The organism is Trinickia camelliae (assembly GCF_053525655.1).
The window spans coordinates 206216-225920 of sequence record NZ_JBCHAA010000001.1; the positions used below are offsets into that span (position 1 = coordinate 206216).

The window sequence follows — 19705 nt, forward strand, 5'->3', positions numbered from 1 at the left end:
CACAAAGGCCGCCGCCGCAAGAAGCGAAGCGGCGGCCTCCTCAAGCAATCAGGCCCTCAAGCCTGCTCGCCAGGCGCCAACCCTCGCGCCTTGCGGTTCTCCCACCGCACCCGAAGGCGGTCCATATACAAATACACGACCGGCGTCGTATAGAGCGTCAGCAACTGGCTGACGATCAGCCCGCCCACGATCGAGATCCCCAGCGGCGCCCGCAGCTCAGCGCCTTCACCGTTGCCGAACGCGAGCGGCAACGCACCAAGCATGGCCGCCATGGTCGTCATCATGATCGGGCGGAAGCGCAACAGACACGCCTGACGAATCGCGTCGAACGACGACATCCCTTGCCGCGACGCCTCGATGGCGAAGTCGATCATCATGATCGCGTTCTTCTTCACGATCCCGATCAGCAGAATCACGCCGATCAGCGAAATGATGCTGAACTCGGTCTTGAAGAGCAGCAGCGCGAGCAGGGCGCCCACGCCCGCCGACGGCAGCGTCGACAGAATCGTGATCGGGTGGATATAGCTCTCGTAGAGAATCCCGAGCACGATGTAGACCGCCGCGAGCGCCGCGAGAATCAAGAGCGGCTGGTCCGACATCGACTGCTGGAACGCCTGCGCGGTGCCCGAGAAGCTGCCGTGGATCGTGTCCGGCATGCCGATTTGGGCCATCGTCTCGTAGATCGCATTGGTCGCGTCCGAGAGCGACACGCCCGGCGGCAGGTTGAACGAGATCGTCGACGCGACGAACTGCCCCTGGTGGTTCACCGACAGCGGCGTGTTGCCGGGACCGAACGACGCGATCGCCGACAGCGGAATCATCGGCTCCTTCGAGGTCGATACCGACGCCCCCGTCGACGCGCTCGACTTGCCGCTCGCCGCGATCGAGTTGTTCGCGAGGTTGCGCGCGGAATCGGCCGCCACGCTTGCTGCGCTCGACGAGGACGAGCTGGAGGTGCTGCTGGTCTTCGATGCGGTGACGGTGCCCGCTACCGCGTTGGTCGTCTGCGCGCCGCTCGGCGTGCCGCCCGCCGTGCTGATGTAGATCTGCTTCAGCATGTCGGGGCTTTGCCAGTAGCGCGGCGCGACTTCCATCACCACGTGATACTGGTTCAGCGGGTTGTAGATCGTCGAGACCTGCCGCTGGCCGAACGCGTCGTAGAGCGTGTTGTCGATCTGCGAGGGCGTGATGCCGAGACGCGACGCTGTCGTGCGATCGAACGTCACCATCGATTCGAGGCCGCCTTGCTGCTGGTCGGAGTTCACGTCGGCGAGTTCGGGGCGCAGTTTCAAGGCGTCGGTGAGCTTCGGCCCCCACTTGTAGAGATCGGGCGTCGAATCGGCGAGCAGCGTGAACTGGTACTGCGCGTTCGATTGCCGGCCGCCGACGCGGATGTCCTGCACGGCCTGCAGGAACGTCTGGGCGCCGGCGACGTGCGAGAGCGGCTCGCGCAGCTCGGCGATCACTTGATCCGCTGACTTCTTGCGCTCGCTCTTCGGCTTGAGCGACACGAACATGAAGCCCGAGTTGGTCTGCCGTCCGCCCGTGAAGCCGGCGACGCTGTCCACGGCCGGGTTGCTCTGGACGATGCGCATCATCTCCGCGAACTTGACCTTCATCGACTGGAACGAGGTGGACTGGTCGGCCATGATGCCGCCGACGAGCCGCCCGGTGTCCTGCTGCGGGAAGAAGCCCTTCGGGATGACGATGTAGAGGAACACGTTCAGCGCGACCGTGGCGATCAGGATCGCGACGATCAGAAGCGGGCGGGCGAGCGCCCACGTGAGCGTGCGTTCGTAGCCGCCCTGCAGCTTCGCGAATCCGCGTTCGAGCCAACGGGCGAAGCGCCCCTCTGTCTCTTTGTCGTGCGTCTCGCGCAAAAGTCGCGAGCACATCATCGGCGTGACCGTCAGCGAGACGAGCAGCGACACGCCGATCGCGAGCGACAGCGTCAGCGCGAACTCGCGAAACAGCCGCCCGACGATGCCGCCCATCAGCAGAATCGGCAGGAACACGGCAACGAGCGAGATGCTGATCGACATCACCGTGAAGCCGACTTCGCGCGCGCCGAGGTAGGCCGCCCGCATGCGCGGCACGCCGGCCTCGATGTGCCGCGAGATGTTTTCGAGCACGACGATCGCATCGTCGACGACGAAGCCCGTCGCGATGATGAGCGCCATCAGCGAGAGGTTGTCGATCGAGAACCCCATCAGCCACATCGCGGCGAAGGTGCCGATGATCGAGATCGGCACCGCGACGCTCGGAATCAGCGTCGCGCGCCAGTTGCGCAGGAACAGGAACACGACCATCACGACGAGACCGACCGCGATCAGGAGCGTGTGCTCGGTGTCCTTGAGCGAGGCGCGGATCGTGGTCGAGCGGTCCACCGTCGGCGCCACCTCGACCGAGGCGGGCAGCGACGCCTTCAGCTGCGGGATCATCGCCTTCACGCGATCGACGGTCTCGATGATGTTCGCGCCGGGCTGCCGGTACAGGATCACGAGCACCGAGCGCTGGCCGTTCATGAGGCCGAGGTTGCGCAAGTCCTCGACCGAATCGACGACTTCGGAAACGTCCGAGAGCTTCACCGCCGCGCCGTTGCGGTAGGCGATCACGAGATCCTTGTATTGCTGGGCCTTGCTCGCCTGGTCGTTGGTATAGAGCTGGATGTGGTTCGGCCCGAACTCGATCGCCCCTTTGGGGCTGTTCGCATTGGCCGAAGCGAGCGCGGCGCGCACGTCTTCTAGCCCGATGCCGTAGTGAAACAGAGCCTGCGGTTCGAGCTCGACGCGCACGGCCGGGTTCGCCGAGCCGCTCACGTCGACTTCGCCGACGCCGTCCACTTGCGAGAGCGCCTGCTGCAGCACGGTGGCCGCCGAGTCGTAGAGCTGGCCGGCCGTCATCGTTGGCGAGGTCAGGCCGAGGATCAGGATCGGGGCGTCGGCGGGGTTGACCTTGTGATAGGTCGGGTTGCTTTTGAGGCTCGCGGGCAAGTCGGCGCGGGCGGCGTTGATGGCGGCCTGCACGTCGCGCGCGGCGCCGTCGATGTCGCGGTTCAGCCCGAACTGCAGCGTGATGCGCGTCTGGCCGACCGAGCTTTGCGACGTCATTTCGGTGACGTCGGCGATCGTGCCGAGGTGCCGTTCGAGCGGGCTCGCGACGCTCGTCGCGACCGTCTCCGGGCTCGCGCCCGGCAGCGACGCCTGCACGGAGATGGTCGGGAAGTCGACCTGCGGCAGCGGCGCCACGGGCAGCTTCACGAACGCGAAGCAGCCGGCGAGCGCGACGCCGACAGCGAGCAGCGTCGTCGCGACGGGGCGGGCGATGAAGGGGCGGGACAGGTTCATCACTTACGCCCCGGCATCGGTCGCGGGCTTGGAGCCGCCCTGAAAGCGTTCGCGCAGTCGCCGCGCAAGCGAATCGAAGCCGAGATAAATCACCGGCGTCGTGAACAACGTCAGCAACTGGCTCACGATCAGACCACCCGCAATCGCGATACCGAGCGGATGCCGCAGCTCCGAGCCCGCCCCGGTGCCGAGCATCAGCGGCAGCGCGCCGAGCAGGGCGGCCATCGTCGTCATTAGAATCGGCCGGAAGCGCAACAGGCACGCCTGATAGATCGCTTCGCGCGGCGACTTGCCTTGCTCGCGCTCCGCTTCGAGCGCGAAGTCGATCATCATGATCGCGTTCTTCTTCACGATGCCGATCAACAGCACGATGCCGATGATCCCGATGATGTCGAGGTCGTTGCCGGAGATGATCAGCGCGAGCAGCGCGCCGACGCCCGCGGAAGGCAGCGTCGAGAGGATCGTGATCGGATGGATGAAGCTCTCGTACAGCACGCCGAGCACGATATACATCGTGACGATCGCCGCGAGGATCAGGAACAGCTCGTTGGCGAGCGACGCCTGGAACGCGAGCGCGGCGCCCTGGAAGCGCGTCTGGAACGAGGCCGGCAGGCCGATGTCCTTCTCCGCTTGCTGGATCGCCTTGACGGCGGCGCCGAGCGACGCGCCCGGTGCGAGATTGAACGACACGGTCGTGGCCGGGAACTGCCCGAGGTGCGTGACGAGCAGCGGCGCCGGGCGCTCGATGAACTTGGCGATCGACGACAGCGGCACCTGCCCGCCCGATGCGGTCGACGACGGCAGATAGATCGATTTCAGCGAATCGATGTAGTGCTGCTGCGTGGGCTCGGCTTCGAGAATCACGCGGTACTGGTTCGACTGCGTGAAGATCGTCGAGACGATGCGCTGGCCGAACGCGTCGTACAGCGCGTTGTCGACCGTGGCCGGCGTGATGCCGAAGCGCGCCGCGGTGGCGCGGTCGATTTCGACGTAGACCGACTGGCCGTTTTCCTGCAGGTCGGTGGCGACATCGGCGAGTTCCGGCGCCTCTTTCAAGCGCTCGACGAGCTTCGGCACCCAGCTCGCGAATTCGTCCGGGTTCGGGTCGGTCAGCATGAACTGATACTGCGTCGGGCTCACCGTCGAATCGATCGACAGATCCTGCACGGGCTGCATGTAAAGCGTCGCGCCGGGCACATGCGCGACGTCTTTCTGGATATCGCGGATGACCTCGCTCGCGCTCTTGCTGCGGTCGTCGCGCGGTTTCAGGTTGATCAGCATGCGGCCGCTGTTCAGCGTGATGTTGCTGCCGTCGACGCCGATGAACGACGTCAGGCTATCGACGTCCGGATTCTTGAGAATCGCGTCCGCCAGCGCCTGCTGCCGCTCGGCCATCGACGCGTACGACACCGACTGCGGCGCCTGCGTGATCGCCTGAATCAAACCCGTGTCCTGCACGGGGAAGAAGCCCTTCGGAATGAAGACGTAGAGCACGCCGGTCAGGACGAGCGTGAGGAGGGCGACGAACAGCGTCGAGCGACGGCGGTCGAGCACCCAGCGCAGCGCGACGGCGTAGCGGTCGATCACGTAGTCGATGAAGCCGTGCACGCGCGCCTCGAAGGTATGGCTGCCCTTCGGCGGCGTGTGGCGCAAGAGATGCGCGCACATCATCGGCACGAGCGTGAGCGAGACGACCGCCGAGATCACGATCGTCACCGCGAGCGTGATCGCGAACTCGTGGAACAGGCGCCCGACCACGTCACCCATGAAGAGCAGCGGAATCAGCACCGCGATCAGCGACACCGTCAGCGAGATGATCGTGAAGCCGATCTGTTTGGAGCCCTTGAGCGCCGCTTCGAGCGGCGTGTCGCCTTCCTCGACGTAGCGCGCGATGTTTTCGATCATCACGATCGCGTCGTCGACGACGAAGCCGGTCGCGATCGTGAGCGCCATCAGTGACAGGTTGTCGAGCGAGAAGCCGCACAGGTACATCACGGCGAGCGTGCCGATCAGCGACAGCGGCACCGACAAGCTCGGAATGATCGTCGCGTAGAGGTTGGCGAGGAACAGGTACATCACCATCACGACCAGCACGACCGACATCGCCAGTTCGAACTGCACGTCGCGCACGGAGGCGCGGATCGTGGTCGTGCGGTCGGTGACGACCGAGACGTTGATCGACGCCGGCAGCGACGCCTGCAGTTGCGGCAGCAGCGCCTTGATGCTGTCGACGACCTGGATCACGTTCGCGCCCGGCTGGCGCTGCACGTTGAGGATGATCGCGGGCTTGACCGAGGGCGCGGCGCCAGGCGTGTCGGCGTTCTGGGTGCCGACCCACGCGCCGAGCTTCGTGTTCTCCGAGCCGTCGATGATCTTCGCGACGTCGGTGAGCATCACCGGCCGGCCGTTCTTGTACGCGATGACGGCGCTTTGGTACGCGTCGGCGTCGGTCAACTGGTCGTTCGCGTTGATCGTGTAGTTGCGCGTCGGGCCGTCGAAGTTGCCCTTCGGCGTGTTGACGTTCAGGTTCGAGATCGTCGTGCGCAGGTCGTCGAGATTCAACCCGTACGACGCGAGCGCGAGCGGGTTCGCCTGAATCCGCACGGCGGGCCGCTGGCCGCCGCTCAAGCTCACGAGACCGACGCCCGCCACCTGCGAAATCTTCTGCGCGAGACGGGTGTCGGCGAGGTCCTGGATTTGCGTGAGGGGCAGCGTGTCGGACGTGAGCGCGAGCGTGAGGATCGGCGCGTCGGCCGGATTCACTTTCGCGTAGATCGGCGGCGCGGGCAGGTCGGAGGGAAGCAGATTGCCGGCCGCGTTGATCGCGGCCTGCACTTCCTGCTCGGCGATGTCGAGCGGCAGATCGAGGCTGAACTGCAGCGTGATCACCGACGAGCCCGCCGAGCTTTGCGACGACATCTGGTTGAGAGACGGCATCTGCCCGAACTGGCGCTCGAGCGGCGCGGTGACGGACGAGGTCATCACGTCGGGGCTCGCGCCGGGGTAGAACGTTTGGACCTGGATCGTCGGATAGTCGACTTCCGGCAACGCGGAGATCGGCAGGAAGCGCAGGGCGACGAGCCCGACCAGCATGATGGCCGCCATCAAGAGGGCGGTGCCGACCGGGCGCAGGATAAAGGCGCGGGATGGATTCATGCAGTGTCAGCGAGTGTCGGCAAGAGTCAGCGGGGAGCGGGGCGTCATTGGCTGTCGCCGCTCGAGGCTGCGCGCTTGTGATGGCCGTGGTTCGCACCGGAGGCCGCCGCTGCTCCAGACGCTCCCGATGCCCCGCCCGCATGTGCGCCGGAAGCACCCGGCGCGCCTTTCGCGCGTTCGGCAGGGATCGACACCTTCGCGCCTTCCTTCAAGCGGTCGGAGCCGTCGGTGACCACGCGCTCGCCCACTTCGATTCCCGACGCGACGCTCGTGCGCTCGCCGTCGACCGGCCCGGTCTTGATCTGCCGCACGGTGACGGTGTTGTCCGGCTTGACGACGTAGACGAACGGTCCTTTCGAGCCGTTGAGCACGGCGGAAGTCGGCACGATCACCGCGTCATGGATCGTATCGACCAGGAGCCGCGCGTTGACGAACTGATTCGGGAACAGCATCAGTTCCTTGTTATCGAACAGCGCGCGCAGCTTGACCGTGCCGGTGGTGGTGTCGATCTGGTTGTCGAACGTGTCGAGGAAGCCGGATTCGAGCGGCGTCGTGTTGTTGCGGTCGTAAGCGGTGGTCGAGAGCTTCGCGCCGCTGCGCGTCTGCTTCATGATCGACTGCAGGTTGTCTTCCGAGGTCGTGAAGATCACGCTGATCGGCTGCAGCTGCGTGATGACGACGATGCCGTTGGTGTCGCCCGGCGTCACGTAGTTGCCCGGATCGACTTGGCGCAGGCCGACGCGCCCCGATACCGGCGCCGTGATGCGCGCATAGATGAGATCGAGCTTGTAGGTATCGATGTTCGCCTGGTCGGACTTGACCTGGCCTTCGTACTGCTTGACGAGCGAGGCTTGCGTGTCGACCTGCTGGCTCGCGATCGAGTCTTGCGCGAGCAGCGTCTGGTAGCGCTTCAAGTCGACGCGCGCCGTTTGCAGCAGCGCCTGATCCTTGAGGAGCGCGCCTTGCGCGTTGTCGAGCGAGATCTGGTACGGGCGCGGATCGATTTGAGCGAGCACGTCCCCCTTCTTCACCATCTGGCCTTCCTGGAACTCGACCGACTGGAGCGTGCCTGAGAGCTGCGTCTTGACCGTGACGGTGGCGAGCGGCGTGACCGTGCCGAGCGCGTTGAGGACGATCGGCATGTCGCCTTGCACGGCCGCGGCCACCTGCACCGGCTGTACCTGGTTCGCGAACCCGCCGCGTCCGCCGCGGCCTGCTTGCGGCGCGCCCGTGGCGCCCGAACCGTCGGGGCTCGTGCGGCTCCACGGATGCCACCAGGCGATCACGCCCGCCGCGATCAGCACGGCGACGACGAGCGTGCCGAGCCGGCGGCGCGGCTGACGCCCGCGAGCGATGGCCTGATCGGCGCTTGGCGTGCCCTTCACGGGCGTGAGGGAGCGTTGCGATTCAGTGACGTTTTCTTGTTCGGACATCGGTTCGATGAATAGCGTGAGTAGCGTGCGTGGAAATGTCGAAGCTGGCGCCATGCGTTCGCCCTCGTCGCCGTAATCGCTTGCGCGGCGCGTACGGAAAACACATTGGCTGAGTTCGCGATGCTTTGCGAAGAACATGAACAAACGCGAAAAGCGTGGCGTTCGCCCGATGTGCAAGGGGCCTGGCGGTGTGCCGGGAGCGCGGTGCGCTGGTGGCGTTTCGACGAAGCAAAGAGCGGTGGCGCGCGGCGCCGGTCCAAGGCGAGAAGCTGCCGCCGCGCGGAAAGCATGATCCTACAAGGGGGGCTCAGGTCCAGTCCAGCGCGGTATTTTTCAAGGAGTTACGGGCGTTACAGAGTGCATCGGCGCGGCGCGCGAGGTGGACTCGGCGTCTACTCCGCGCGGCGCTTTTTTGTAACGAGTCCCATGCGCGCTTCAGACATCGAGCCGATAGCCCGGCGAGCCGCCGATCTCGCGCATGATCTTCTCGACGCATTCGGTGAGGGCGGGCGCTGCGTGCTCGATCAGCCATTCGCGCGGGCACATATGCGCCGCGCCGCCGCAGTTCACCGCGTAGCGCGCGCCGGATGGCCCGACGAAGCCGGCCGCGATCGCGTTGAGCCCTTCGTACCACTCGCTCGTGGCGATCGCAAAGCCGTTCGTGCGCGTTTCCGCGAGTCCCGCCGTGAGACGCGCGTGCATGTGCGGCCAATCGTCGCCCGAGGCGACTTGCAGGCCCTTCAGCAACGTATCGAGTTCGTGAGGATCGAGTGCCGCCATGTAGGCGCGGCCGACGGCGGTGCGGGTGAGGTCCATCCGCGAGCCGACTTCGAGGCGCGAGACCAGAATCGCCGAGCGCGGCCGGATCGCGTCGATCACGACCATGTCGAGCCGGTCGCGCACGGCGAGATGCACGGACAGCGACGTGCGCTCAGCCAGCTCGATCAAGAACGGCCGCGAGCGCGAGCGGATGTCGAAGTTGCGCAGGAACCCGTTCGACAGCTCGAGCACCGACGCGGTCAGCACGAAGCGCTCGCTGTCGGGAAGCTGAAACAGGAAGCCGGCGTTGACGAGCGTTGCGGTGATGCGCGACACCGTCGGCTTGGGGATGCCAGTGAGTTCGGCCAGCTCGCGGTTGCTGACCGGGGCGTCGGCCGCGGCGATGCGGCGCAGCACAGTGAGGCCGCGCGCCAAGGCGGTGACTTCGTCGCCGGAGCCTTCTTTTTCGCGGGGTTCGTTGGCCGCGCCTGGTTTGCTTGGGAGAGTGGACATGGTCGTGGTGCGCTAATTTTTCTGAAACTTTATTTCATTTTTTTGGATTTGCTTGCATCCGGCGGCAGGATTTATTGCGTTGGGTGCCGCGCCGCACAGGTTTGAACAAGTTTCAGTTTCTTATTATGAAATCTTTGTGCACAGTGTAGTGCAGGGTGAGCAAATGCTCGGAGAATTTTCTTGACTTAGTCAGCATAACCATAAAAAATGGAACCCGATTTCGGTTTGAGGTCTCAGCAGACGCACGCTCAGCGTGTCTCCAAGCTGCTTTTCGAGGCCCTCGTCGCCTACGGCGAATGTCGAATCCCGTCTCTCAGGTTCTAGCACGGCCCTCGGAATGGCTAGAACTTTTTGATGGCGCCACGGTTACGTGGCGCCATTTTTTTTGCTAGATCGGGTTGCAACTAAGTCCCAACCTTCGCGAGATGGTTTGAAGATTGAACGATTAATGTACGCCAGTAGCAGCACTACCTACATTCCGTTTCGAACTTCATTAACGAGCGGCGGACTGGCTATGTGCTCCAGCTCCCTAAACGCTCCCTCGATCTGACGCAGGAGTTTCCGGTCAGCCCCGTACGCCTCGAAGGTCGTTTCCCACTCGCGCACCTCGCCCCAAACGCGCCTGATGATTTCAACCGCGAGCGAGCGCGCCGGCACGAAAGCCGAAAAATACGTCAGCGCGTTGTCCAAGGTGGCGAGTTTCCCCTGGTCTCCTACCTCCAGATGAAGCGTGCGTTCGTAGGCCACGCCCGGACGCGGTACGACGTCGTAGAGCGGACTCAAGGCCCAACCGCCTAAGCGCGGGTCGCGTACAAAGGCATGGTTGCGCAGATGGTCATCGTCATTGCTCACAAAGATGTTGAAGATCATGCGCGCGAACAGCTCTTCGCAATTGGCCTTGATGAGCGACGGATGAACGTACCGACGGATGGCCTGCGCCAAATCGTGGTACCCCTTGTTTCGCGACTCGAACTCGGAGCACCCCACGAGCGTCAATCCGCTTGCCAACGGCAGACGTCCTTCGGCCATGCCATCGCCGGGTCGACTGTCGTGCAGAACCGAGGTTTCGGCGGGCAGTTCTCCAGGTGCAGCCCAATAGCGGTCAAAGCGGCGAATCAGCATCACGGGCTTTTTTCCCACTGCGAGGTAACGTACTTCCGAGACCGTCAGTGCGCAGCGTCGCGCCAACTCCAGGGTGCAGCTTTCAGCTCGTGCGACATCGAATGCGTCGCCTTGGGCCGGGAACTTTGCCAACCACAACGCGCCCTGTTCATCCCGCACGGATGCCTTCGGGCGCGCACCGCCGGCCGAGGGCCCGGCTCCAAGGAACGCTTCAAGATTCGCGGGGACAGGAATACCTTGCTCGACGGCCTCGGCAGCCTGCAGCACGTATTTCAGCGATTGCATGTCACTGGCTGATGGTGAATCAGGACTCCGAATGTCGGGGCGAATATCCAACGCGCCCACCCGGTCTCCACCCGCTTCCAGGAGGTATTCGGCTTCGGAAAGCGTATTGGCTGGGACTTTGCGTTTGGCTTCAATGACGCGCCGCCCCCAGGCATCCGGCGCTGCATCCCGGATGCCGCCAAATTCGCCCAGACCGTTGACCGGAAACAGCGCTTGGCCCCGTACAGCCTCCCTGTCGGCTAAGCCCAGACTCACCGGATCGACCTCGAACGACGCGGGTCGTTTGAGATACCCGAGGCCGTATGCAAAACGTGACGTGAGTTCCCGATTCAGAGGATTGGCGCCGATGGTCTCCGAAAGATTCAGAAGCCCTGCAGGGACAAACTTGCTCTCAGGCTTGTCCGGCAGCCATGCAAAAACCGCCAATTCGAAATTCCGGGTGGCCATCAGAAGTCCAGCTTGTCCAGTTCAGACTTGGTCAGTGGCCGTACGCGTTTTGTTATTTCTTTGGCGCTGAGTGCGTTGAGCGACGGGTCGGTTTCCTGAAGCAGCCCCAGAAGCGTGAGTCCTGGGGCGATGGCGTCCAAATAGCGCAGGATTTGCGCCTGTGTACGGCTCAGGTCGCCCTTTTCGATCAGTGCGGCCGTCGAGCGTGCTAAGCCGGCCCGGGCTGCGGCATCGGCTTGCCGCAGGCGTCGGGCCATGCGCAAGCGCGCCAGCTTCTCGCCAAGCTCGCGAGCTTCCTGTATTCGAGCAGGAGTCAATAGTGGGGTCTCGTCACGCTTCATGTCCGGAATGTCAGACGTAATGCCGTTAATGTCTCTGATTACAGACAATCTATGTTCTTTGGTTTTGTAAGTCAAGTCCGTAATCACGGACGTAAAGTCGATAATGTCCGTGATTGTAGACATTACTTGCGGTGCCCGCGCTCAAAACCCAGGCAGTCAAGCCGTAGTCGTTTTGCTGATCCGGCATGTTGAGCGTCGCGTCCAGGTCGGGGAGGGCGCGAAGATGCCGGATACGCTCAAGTGCAGCGCGATGACGATGCCATGCTCGTGTGGGCTAATGAAGGAGAGTGTTCGAGCACTATGATGCATGCGGTGCACAAGCGTGGTACTTCAGTCCGGCTTGGTTGTTAGGGCTATGAAATGTTCCTTGCGGTCACAAGTGTTGTAACCCCTGAGGTGTGGACCTTAGTTGCGCCCATGGAGAAAATGCGTCGACCCGCTTCGAACCGAAGACCGACTTCGGGCCCTTAAGCAGCCTTCATGGCAAGCCGCTTGATGGGAGAAGCGATATTTTTTACCCAAATATCAGACATGTCAGATAAGCGCCGCTTTCTGGCAGTAAGTTCAATGGTCATGAACTGGCCACGTTGCGCCGTTGTGCTGAATGCGCGAGCGGTTTAGTGAGTGTGTATTTTGATGAAAGAACCTGATAACGGCGCTGTGGGCGCTGACCTCCACAACTCAGCCTTGAAGGCGCCGTGGGACTACATTGTTCGCAGCATCGCCCTGATCGTGCTGGCGGTTTGTCCGGCGATCATATGTGCCTGCCTTGCGCGGACCCCAGCAGGTTGGCATCTGTTTGAGCGGTCGGGATCGATAGTTACCATCGCCGGCCTTCTGTTGGCATCGCGCCGCTATTTTGAGCACACCGTGACGGATCTGGTTGGTGTCCACAAGAATGGCGCCGGATTCGAGTCTAGTAAAGCATTGGGTGACATCCTGGCTACCAGGCGGGGGCTGACGCTATCGGCGTTTGGGACGCTCATTTTGGGATGGGGAATATTTCTGCGATGGTGGAGCTTCGGCGTATTAGCCCTGTGGATGGCATTTGTAATTTACCGGGCCTTTCGTGACCCGGTTCTACGACGCCGTCGTGACGACGCGTTGGCGATCGGCTAATGGGGCCTTGTTAGATTGACGCCACCCGGTTGAGCACCGCGCTGAGTACAGGGCTAACGCGCGACTAATTCTCGCCGAATCGATTTCCCAGCCTTGCCAATCCGAGCTCGCTGATGACGTGTGCGAATTTCAACCCACGCGGCGCGAGAAGAGTCTCGGGTGTGGCGGCTTTCTAATGGTGCAACGCTTTTTCACGCGATCGGCGCTGCGAAGAAATTGCGAAGCCATGTAGAAAGGGAGCAACTCAATGAGATGCTCCCTTTTTCTGGGTTTCAGCTACTGCGAACAGTTACAACGTCGTCTCGGCATCAGCGTTTTCCTTCTCCGCTTCAGCCTGGCGCTTGCGCCCCGCCGCCAATGCGGCCGTTGTGCCATTGCTCAGGCGGATCAGGCTTGCAAAGACTTCCGCCGTTCCGGCGCCTTCTTCCACGTAGGGCAACTTCAATTTGCCCGAGGCGAGCGCTTCGAGCAACGCTGCGGTTTCCTCTGCTAATGGTGCCGCCGCCGCGCGCACGTCGTCGATCGATTGCGCTTTGGAAAGCGCTGCCGTCAAGGTCGCGCAACCCAACAGCAGCGCTAGCAGTGATTCCGTTGCGAAGATTTCCCGCAGAACGGGTTGGTCAATTGAGGCAAGGGCGTCTGAAACGGCGTCGATACGCGCTTGGCGAGGATCGACGGGCGGGGGTGTCAAAATTGACGTGGAAGGATAGGTCGGCCAAACGTAGCTCATTCAATTGCTCCTTTATCAAAACCCGACAGCGGCGTTATTGTTACCAGGCACGAACGATTGATTCGGGCTATACGGTGTCGGCGTATTCGACGTTTTGCCATTCGTTTCGTAAGCAGCGATCATGGCTTGATTCCAGGCCACGAAGCCCCTCTGGCAGTTCTCCGCGTAAGCGCCAACGGCGTGGACAGTCGAACCGTTGGCGGATCTGAAGCCTTCCACACATCGCTGCGCGATCGCACCCGGAACGATCAGACACCCAGCCCAATCCGCGAAGTAACCATAGTCCGAATCGGTCACGCTCGCACGTAGCGCTACAGGCCGGTTCGGACCAACGTCGTTGACGTGTGCCCAGCAAACACCACCGCTTTGAGCGTAAAAGCCAATGGCACAGCGTGCAGCAACTGCTCCATCGCAATAGAGGTAGGAATTACGAGTAGAGAAATAGGCATGGTAGACGTCGGCTATGCTCGACTCGCCCGCCCAGCAGCGCGACGTATCCTGTACGAGCAGTCCGTGGCTGTTGTCGGTGCCTTGATAAGGATTGACATGAGCGGGAATCGTCGTTCTCGTGCTCTTGCCTAGTCCCGTTACGACGAGCTTCGGGAAACTGCCCGTTGACCCCGAACCTACATTCACGGCCCAGGTGCTCACTTTACTGACACGCAAACCCTCGATGTCATAGCGCGACATCTGTTCGACATTCAGACCACCCCAGCCACCTTCGATAACGATGCTATTGGGCGGGCTCCAAACCCGACTCTGATCTCGAATTAGCAAACTGCGATGCGTAAAATTCGTCGCGCTCGCCTCTCCGATGAACTTGAATCCGGCCAGCGTCACGCCGCGCACGGAAGTGAAAATCAACCCGTGACTTTGCTTGTCCGCATCCGGCACGGACTTGATCGTGCATGCCGCCGGGTTTCCGACGTTCCCTTCAATCCGAATCCGATGCGCGTACGGTTGCGAAGTCAGGTCCATCCCCATCGTCTCATACACGCCATCCGCTACCTTGATGAGCACGTCAGCCTTCAACGATTTGCCATTGAGACTATTCCACGCATCGAGAATCGTTGCGAACGGCTTGCCTTTGCCGACCTCGAGCGTCGTATAGCCATCCACGCCCCACTTGCTGACGAACTGCTCGACACGTTGATCGATCAGCCCCATCTTGTTGGAGACAGCCTGCGTCAGCGCGTTCTGCGCGACGACGGCGTCGGAAATTTTCTGTTCTAGAGTCATCGTAGTCCCTGTCAGTTGAGATAGTGCTGCGTAAGAACAAGCCGGTTCGTATCGCACAGCGCTTGCAATACCGTCGCCAGATCCTCGGCGCGGCCCGTATCGACGTATTCGCGAGTGGCAAATACCACGCTCGGATCGATCTGCAGCGTGACGTCGGACGTGTTGGACACCGCCAACACCATCCTCACGTCCAACTGCTTGTCCGATCCCGCGGCGAGCATCGGCTTGTAGCTCTCCGGAAACTTGCCCACGGCGATCAGCGCGCCTGTGCTGTCGAATAGGCCGACTTCGCGGACGTACCAGCCGCCTGCGGTATCCGGGATCACCAGATTGGCGACGATCTGGTTGGCGTTCTTCGGATCGACGTACAAGTTGTTGATCGGACCGCGCCACACTTCGTGCTTCAGCGTCGTCTGCGCTTCAGCCGGCGTGTAATACGCGCCCTTGTCGCCATCGCCCACGGCCATCTGGGTCAGGGCCAGCGGCGTATTGGTGGCCGCGGCGTTGGCCAGCTTGTTTCGGCCGGCGGTGGTCAAGATTGTGAAAAACTCGCTGCTCATAAGGATTCCTACTTTCGGCGACCGCTTCGAAGCGACAAACGCATGCAACGGTCACCGGCTTTGAGTCCCGCGACGGTGCGGGCTAAACGGACAACATCCGCCACGACGAATGCGCTGTCCGCTTGGAGAGGGATGCCGGCTTTCCCTGCTAAACGCCAGCGGCAATGAACTCTGGAGCGACAGGCAAATCGACCGAGGGCCACCCTTCGACACTCGGCAGGTCGCGCAGCGCCTTACGGTATGCAAGCAGCGCATCGAGCTGGGCCTGCGCCAGCGTTGTCTCATCGCCGGTCATAAGTTCGTCCTGGTGGCGACCCACCAGCCAATCCGTTGCGGCGAGAGCCGTCTCGCGCGTTGCGCGCTTCATCTCCGCAAGCCGCGCCACGGACATCGGAAGTTGGTCGGTCAGTACGGGTACACCGTTTTCATCGACCGCAAGGCGCCGGCCTTTTGACTGTCCAGCAAGCAGCGCCTGGTGCTGCTCGTCCGTGATCGCAACAAGTTGCGCATCACCTGGTAGAACGCTGATTGCCTCGTCGTAAAACGCGACGATGGACCGTTGAGCATCATATTCGGCGAATTTCTGTCCCATGATTTCCCTGTCTTAGTAGCCGATGGCGATCCAACCAAACGCTGTCGATTGATAGTTCGCGTTTCCTCCAACCCTGCCGTAGGCGCGAAACGACGTCCTTCCGTTGGCAACGGCCGCACACGTAATGCAGCCGGGCCCAAAATCGGTTCCCACAACACGCAGACAGTCACTTGGAAACGAAATCGGGAAATAGACGATGTCGCCGTTTCCGGTCGGCACAGCTCCCCCCCCCCACTGCACAACGAGGCCGCCAAGCCAAGTCGGAAATGCGATATAGCCCGTCGCGGTTAAGGAAGCTGAAAACCCAGCCCGCAACTTCTTCGGCGTAACAACCGTCGCATCGTCAGTCCCCGCATTCACCTGCGCCTGCGTCGCCACCTTCGCCATGCCAAGCACCGATTCCGTCGCCTGCTTGACCCATGCCAACAACTTCTTCGGCGTAACAACCGTCGCATCGTCAGTCCCCGCATTCACCTGCGCCTGCGTCGCCACCTTCGCCATGCCAAGCACCGATTCCGTCGCCTGCTTGACCCATGCGAACAATTTCTTCGGCGTGACAATCGTCGTATCGTCAGTCCCCGTGTTCGTCGCCGTCTGCGTGGCGATCTTCGCGGTGCCCTGCACGATCTCCGTAGCCTGAACAGCGAACTTATCGTCCACGTACTTGCGCGAAGCCGTAACAACCGTCGAACTGATCTGCAGCGTCACCGCCGCCGCATTGGACACCTCCAGAATCATCCGCACGTAAAACTGCTTGTTCGACCCCGACGCCAGCACCGGCTTGAAGCTCTCCGGAAACTTGCCCACCGCGATCAACGTGCCCGTGCTGTCGTACAGCCCCACCTCGCGGACGTACCAGCCGCCAACGTCATCCGGGATCAATAGCTCGGCGACGATCCAGTTGGTGTTGTTCGAATCGACATAGAGATCATTGAGCGCACCGCGCCAGACTTCATGCTTTAGCGCGGTCTGGGTGTCGAAGGGGTCGTAGTACGCGCCCTTGTCGCCATCGCCCACGGCCATGTGCGTCAAAGACAGCGCCTTGCCAGTCGCCGTGGCATTGGCCAGCTTGTCGCGGCCGGTAGCGGTCAGAATCGTAAAAAACTCGTTGCTCATGAGGTTTCCTTCGGGTTAAGCGGTCTGCGGATACACCCAGACGGTCTCGACACACCAATGTCCCGCGCCGACGTAAGGCACTTCGCTCAGCTGATCGAGGTTGCCCGGCCGGTACGGCTCGACCGTGGCCAGCTCGCCGCCGAGCGTCGCGGCGGCGATCACCGGCACCGCGCTGCGGTTGGTCTGCCATAGCGCCAGCGCTTCGAGCAGCGAGCGCACGTTCTTGTATTCGTTGATCAGCGCGACCAGCGAATCGAACGTCTCGGCGTCCATGCCGCGCGCCGCAAGCTCGATGTCGATCTTGAAGCGGTAGGGCGCACCGCCGTACTCGAACCACTCGCTGACCTTGCCGTTGAGCGCCAGCGTCTCAAGCACCTGTTCGACCGACCAACGCGTGCCCTTGTAGCGGTGCAGTTCGATCGAGCGCTTGAGCAAGCGGCGGCGCTCGTCATCGTCGCGGGCGAATTGCCAGCCTTCGCCAAGCAAGTGCAACTGGTCCGCCAGGTACGGCAGCGCGGACGCGTCAACCGTATCGACTAGGTACACGAGCAGCGGCGCAAGATCGACATCGCTCAAGCGCTCGGCGAGCTGCCCAAGCGCATGGAAGCGCGCGTCGCCGGCAAGTGGCGGCGGCAGCAGCAGGTCAGCCATGCACCACTCCCGTCACGGTGAGCTTGATGCCGGTGCAGCGCGGCCATTCGTTCTCGGCGAGCACCTTGAGCGCCGGGTTCTTCAATTCGACGGCGTAGACGCCCGGCACTTGCAGCGCCGCGATCACCTGGCTCGGCACGATGTCGCGGCCAAGTCCTGCCGCGCGCTCTGTGCTGAACGCCTGGGCGCTTGCTAGCGCCTGGTCGCGCACGCTCGCCGCATCGACCTTTTCGTAGAGCGTCAGGTTCGCCTCGATCGCATATTCGACGATCGCGGGCGCAAGCGCCTTCACCTCGTCGGTCAGCGGCCGCACGCGGTCGGCCGAGCAGGTCGCTTCGACGAGCGACAAGATCGCGTCTTCCGGCAGCCCCGTCTCCACCAGCGGATAGAGCCGCACCTTGCCCGGCTCGGGTGACAGCACCGCGACGTCGATGATGCTTTGGTGCGCCTTCAGCGCATGAAAGCGGTAGGCGAGGCGGCTGCCCGCATTCGAGAACGATTCGGGCGCGAGCTTGATGCGTTCGCGCAGGCGGTCGTCGTCTTCCGCATCGGCGCCGCCCGCGGTCGACGTGACGTTCACCACGGCGATGTCGCTGTCGTCGAAGGCATCGACGCTGCGATTGATCTGGTTCGGCTGCCAGCCATTGCCCACGTTGCCCGCTTCGATGCACGTGGCAACGATGTCGACCGACAGCTTCTCCGGCGGCACGACAGCCTCGGCATCGGTGGCGAATGTCACTGCGCCGTTGCCGCCCTCGACGCGCGTGCCAGCCGGAATCAGGCGCTTACGAGGCAGCGCCGCGGGGAATGTGAAGCGCAGCGTGGTGCGCGCGGGCTGCGCCGCGAGACGCGTCACGCCCACCAATTCGCCGAGATAGTCGAGCATCGGCGCGCGTGCAAACGCGACGAGATTCTGTTTCGCCGCCTCCTGAATGCCGACGCGCAACAGCGTTTCGCGGTAGGCGATCACGTCGATCAAAAGCCGCTCGACTTGCGCCGGATAAAGCGTCTTGCCGCTCAGCAGCTCGTAGTCGGCGATGATCTCGCTCGTGATGGCTTGCGGGTCGCGCGCGATGAAGTTCGGTTCGGGCAGGCTCACGCCTTCGACCCGGTTGTTCTGAGTGGTCACAGACGGACCTCCGTTTCGCGTTGAATGCCGTCGGCGAGCTTCCACTGCACACGCAGCGTCAACTGCGAGCCCTCGCTCGACGGAATGACTTTGACGAGCTCGCAGCGCGGCTCCCAGCGGCGCACCGCTTCGACGGTTTCGCGCACGACATGCGGAATCGCTTGAGCCACCGGGTAGTCGAGATAGCGTTGCAGATCGGATCCGAAATCGGGGCGATGCGGGTCGCTGCCTTTCGGTGTCCCGAGAATGATGCGGATCGACTGGTCGATGTCGGCTTGGGCTTCGACGACGCCGAAGCCTTGCAGCGCGGGCTGCCAGTGGATCGAGGTGATGTCGGATAGGCGGGTCATGGAGGTATGTTGCCTCCGCGACCCGAGGGGGGATATTAAAGTGCGTTAGGGTCTGCTCGATTGGGCAGAGCGAAAGCGGGCGGCGCATGCAGGGCGCAAGCGCCGCCCGCTCGTTGAACAGGCAAATGGATAGGTGATGGGGCAGGGGCGCAAGCGAGCGCCGCCGGGCGTCAGTTCACGCCGCCCGTATTGCCGCCTTGCGGAACGGGGTGGGTATGCGGCAGGAAGCGCTTGCCTTGCACGGTCACGTCGCCGCCGTTGATCGTCAGGTTGCCGGTGATCGCCGCTGCCGCACCGCTGCTTCCGCCCGAGCCCGCCATGCCGCCCTGATAGGTCAGTTGGCCCTTGACCAGCAGGTTGCCCGTCACGGTCGTGCTCGGCGCATCGATCGTCACGGCCGTGGCGGCTTTGAGCTCGACGGATGCCGTGGTCTGCACCACCAGCTTCTCGACGCCGCCCTGCACGGTCAGTTGGTGCTTCTTGCGGTCGTACTCGATCTGCGCGCCGTCGGCAAAGCGGATCTGGTGCACGTCGGGGCTCGCGGCGGGCGGCGCATCGGCGCTCGAATAGATGGCGCCGAGCACCACGCCATCTTCTCCGTGCGCATCGAGCAGCACCACGACGTGCTCGCCCAAGTCGGGCAAGCGGTAGTGCTTGTCGCGCAGCGTCTTCGCTTGCAGCACGGGCAGCCATGCGGTGCGTAGGTTGTCGAAGTCGGGCAGGCACACGCGCACTCGGCACGCGGCCGCGTCGACGCTCTCTACCGTGCCGAACTTGAAGCTCGAACCGGCTTCCTGGAGGGTTGGGTTCATGGTT

The 19705-nt window shown here is 62.8% G+C and carries 16 protein-coding genes; 1 reads left to right on the forward strand and 15 read right to left on the reverse strand.

The window, feature by feature from the left end:
* Window positions 1-56: 56 nt before the first annotated feature.
* From AAHK20_RS00975 to AAHK20_RS01000, 6 genes are all read right to left on the reverse strand, one after another.
* Window positions 57-3347 carry an efflux RND transporter permease subunit gene (locus AAHK20_RS00975; RefSeq protein WP_449179557.1) on the reverse strand — a complete coding sequence of 1097 codons (3291 nt, stop codon included), beginning with the start codon at window positions 3345-3347 and terminating at the stop codon, window positions 57-59.
* Between the two features lie 3 nt (window positions 3348-3350).
* Window positions 3351-6503: an MdtB/MuxB family multidrug efflux RND transporter permease subunit gene (locus AAHK20_RS00980; protein ID WP_449179558.1), complete on the reverse strand. Its 3153-nt coding sequence runs from the start codon at window positions 6501-6503 to the stop codon at window positions 3351-3353.
* A 44-nt stretch (window positions 6504-6547) separates the two neighbouring features.
* Window positions 6548-7936: an MdtA/MuxA family multidrug efflux RND transporter periplasmic adaptor subunit gene (locus AAHK20_RS00985; protein WP_449179559.1), complete on the reverse strand. Its 1389-nt coding sequence runs from the start codon at window positions 7934-7936 to the stop codon at window positions 6548-6550.
* A gap of 435 nt (window positions 7937-8371) precedes the next feature.
* Entirely contained in the window at window positions 8372-9208 is an 837-nt protein-coding gene (locus tag AAHK20_RS00990; protein WP_449179560.1) for an IclR family transcriptional regulator, read from the reverse strand.
* 471 nt (window positions 9209-9679) lie between these two features.
* Complete coding sequence (locus AAHK20_RS00995) at window positions 9680-11062, reverse strand: type II toxin-antitoxin system HipA family toxin (protein ID WP_449179561.1); 1383 nt, start codon at window positions 11060-11062, stop codon at window positions 9680-9682.
* A complete protein-coding gene (locus tag AAHK20_RS01000) occupies window positions 11062-11526 on the reverse strand; it encodes a helix-turn-helix domain-containing protein (RefSeq protein WP_449179562.1) in 465 nt (154 codons plus the stop codon). The genes AAHK20_RS00995 and AAHK20_RS01000 overlap by 1 nt, the downstream gene beginning before the upstream one ends.
* A 513-nt stretch (window positions 11527-12039) precedes the next feature.
* On the opposite strand from AAHK20_RS01000, the gene AAHK20_RS01005 reads away from it, so the two are divergent.
* Window positions 12040-12522 carry a hypothetical protein gene (locus AAHK20_RS01005; RefSeq protein WP_449179563.1) on the forward strand — a complete coding sequence of 161 codons (483 nt, stop codon included), beginning with the start codon at window positions 12040-12042 and terminating at the stop codon, window positions 12520-12522.
* A gap of 289 nt (window positions 12523-12811) precedes the next feature.
* Here AAHK20_RS01005 and AAHK20_RS01010 read toward each other — a convergent pair whose 3' ends face one another.
* The 9 genes from AAHK20_RS01010 to AAHK20_RS01050 form a co-directional block, all read right to left on the reverse strand.
* On the reverse strand, window positions 12812-13252 hold the full coding sequence (locus tag AAHK20_RS01010) for a hypothetical protein (protein WP_449179564.1): 441 nt from the start codon (window positions 13250-13252) through the stop codon (window positions 12812-12814).
* A gap of 15 nt (window positions 13253-13267) precedes the next feature.
* Entirely contained in the window at window positions 13268-14491 is a 1224-nt protein-coding gene (locus tag AAHK20_RS01015; protein WP_449179565.1) for a hypothetical protein, read from the reverse strand.
* Between the two features lie 11 nt (window positions 14492-14502).
* Window positions 14503-15051 carry a phage tail protein gene (locus AAHK20_RS01020; RefSeq protein ID WP_449179566.1) on the reverse strand — a complete coding sequence of 183 codons (549 nt, stop codon included), beginning with the start codon at window positions 15049-15051 and terminating at the stop codon, window positions 14503-14505.
* Window positions 15052-15199: 148 nt separating this feature from the next.
* Window positions 15200-15643 carry a phage tail assembly chaperone gene (locus AAHK20_RS01025; protein WP_449179567.1) on the reverse strand — a complete coding sequence of 148 codons (444 nt, stop codon included), beginning with the start codon at window positions 15641-15643 and terminating at the stop codon, window positions 15200-15202.
* A 12-nt stretch (window positions 15644-15655) separates the two neighbouring features.
* A complete protein-coding gene (locus AAHK20_RS01030) occupies window positions 15656-16759 on the reverse strand; it encodes a phage tail protein (RefSeq protein ID WP_449179568.1) in 1104 nt (367 codons plus the stop codon).
* A gap of 15 nt (window positions 16760-16774) precedes the next feature.
* Window positions 16775-17410, reverse strand: a complete 636-nt coding sequence (locus AAHK20_RS01035; protein ID WP_449179569.1) for a phage tail protein I — start codon at window positions 17408-17410, stop codon at window positions 16775-16777.
* On the reverse strand, window positions 17403-18509 hold the full coding sequence (locus AAHK20_RS01040) for a baseplate assembly protein (protein WP_449180039.1): 1107 nt from the start codon (window positions 18507-18509) through the stop codon (window positions 17403-17405). The genes AAHK20_RS01035 and AAHK20_RS01040 overlap by 8 nt, the downstream gene beginning before the upstream one ends.
* A gap of 26 nt (window positions 18510-18535) precedes the next feature.
* Window positions 18536-18889 (reverse strand): GPW/gp25 family protein, encoded by a 354-nt coding sequence (locus tag AAHK20_RS01045; RefSeq protein ID WP_449179570.1) that lies wholly within the window; start codon window positions 18887-18889, stop codon window positions 18536-18538.
* Between the two features lie 170 nt (window positions 18890-19059).
* Window positions 19060-19701 (reverse strand): phage baseplate assembly protein V, encoded by a 642-nt coding sequence (locus AAHK20_RS01050; protein WP_449179571.1) that lies wholly within the window; start codon window positions 19699-19701, stop codon window positions 19060-19062.
* Window positions 19702-19705 lie beyond the last annotated feature (4 nt).

What these genes read in the sequence shown, in the direction of transcription:
- AAHK20_RS00975 (WP_449179557.1), bottom strand. Translation starts at nt 3,347, where the DNA reads ATGAACCTGTCCCGCCCCTTCATCGCCCGCCCCGTCGCGACGACGCTG.
- AAHK20_RS00980 (WP_449179558.1), bottom strand. Translation starts at nt 6,503, where the DNA reads ATGAATCCATCCCGCGCCTTTATCCTGCGCCCGGTCGGCACCGCCCTC.
- AAHK20_RS00985 (WP_449179559.1), bottom strand. Translation starts at nt 7,936, where the DNA reads ATGTCCGAACAAGAAAACGTCACTGAATCGCAACGCTCCCTCACGCCC.
- AAHK20_RS00990 (WP_449179560.1), bottom strand. Translation starts at nt 9,208, where the DNA reads ATGTCCACTCTCCCAAGCAAACCAGGCGCGGCCAACGAACCCCGCGAA.
- AAHK20_RS00995 (WP_449179561.1), bottom strand. Translation starts at nt 11,062, where the DNA reads ATGGCCACCCGGAATTTCGAATTGGCGGTTTTTGCATGGCTGCCGGAC.
- AAHK20_RS01000 (WP_449179562.1), bottom strand. Translation starts at nt 11,526, where the DNA reads ATGTCTACAATCACGGACATTATCGACTTTACGTCCGTGATTACGGAC.
- AAHK20_RS01005 (WP_449179563.1), top strand. Translation starts at nt 12,040, where the DNA reads ATGAAAGAACCTGATAACGGCGCTGTGGGCGCTGACCTCCACAACTCA.
- AAHK20_RS01010 (WP_449179564.1), bottom strand. Translation starts at nt 13,252, where the DNA reads ATGAGCTACGTTTGGCCGACCTATCCTTCCACGTCAATTTTGACACCC.
- AAHK20_RS01015 (WP_449179565.1), bottom strand. Translation starts at nt 14,491, where the DNA reads ATGACTCTAGAACAGAAAATTTCCGACGCCGTCGTCGCGCAGAACGCG.
- AAHK20_RS01020 (WP_449179566.1), bottom strand. Translation starts at nt 15,051, where the DNA reads ATGAGCAGCGAGTTTTTCACAATCTTGACCACCGCCGGCCGAAACAAG.
- AAHK20_RS01025 (WP_449179567.1), bottom strand. Translation starts at nt 15,643, where the DNA reads ATGGGACAGAAATTCGCCGAATATGATGCTCAACGGTCCATCGTCGCG.
- AAHK20_RS01030 (WP_449179568.1), bottom strand. Translation starts at nt 16,759, where the DNA reads ATGAGCAACGAGTTTTTTACGATTCTGACCGCTACCGGCCGCGACAAG.
- AAHK20_RS01035 (WP_449179569.1), bottom strand. Translation starts at nt 17,410, where the DNA reads ATGGCTGACCTGCTGCTGCCGCCGCCACTTGCCGGCGACGCGCGCTTC.
- AAHK20_RS01045 (WP_449179570.1), bottom strand. Translation starts at nt 18,889, where the DNA reads ATGACCCGCCTATCCGACATCACCTCGATCCACTGGCAGCCCGCGCTG.
- AAHK20_RS01050 (WP_449179571.1), bottom strand. Translation starts at nt 19,701, where the DNA reads ATGAACCCAACCCTCCAGGAAGCCGGTTCGAGCTTCAAGTTCGGCACG.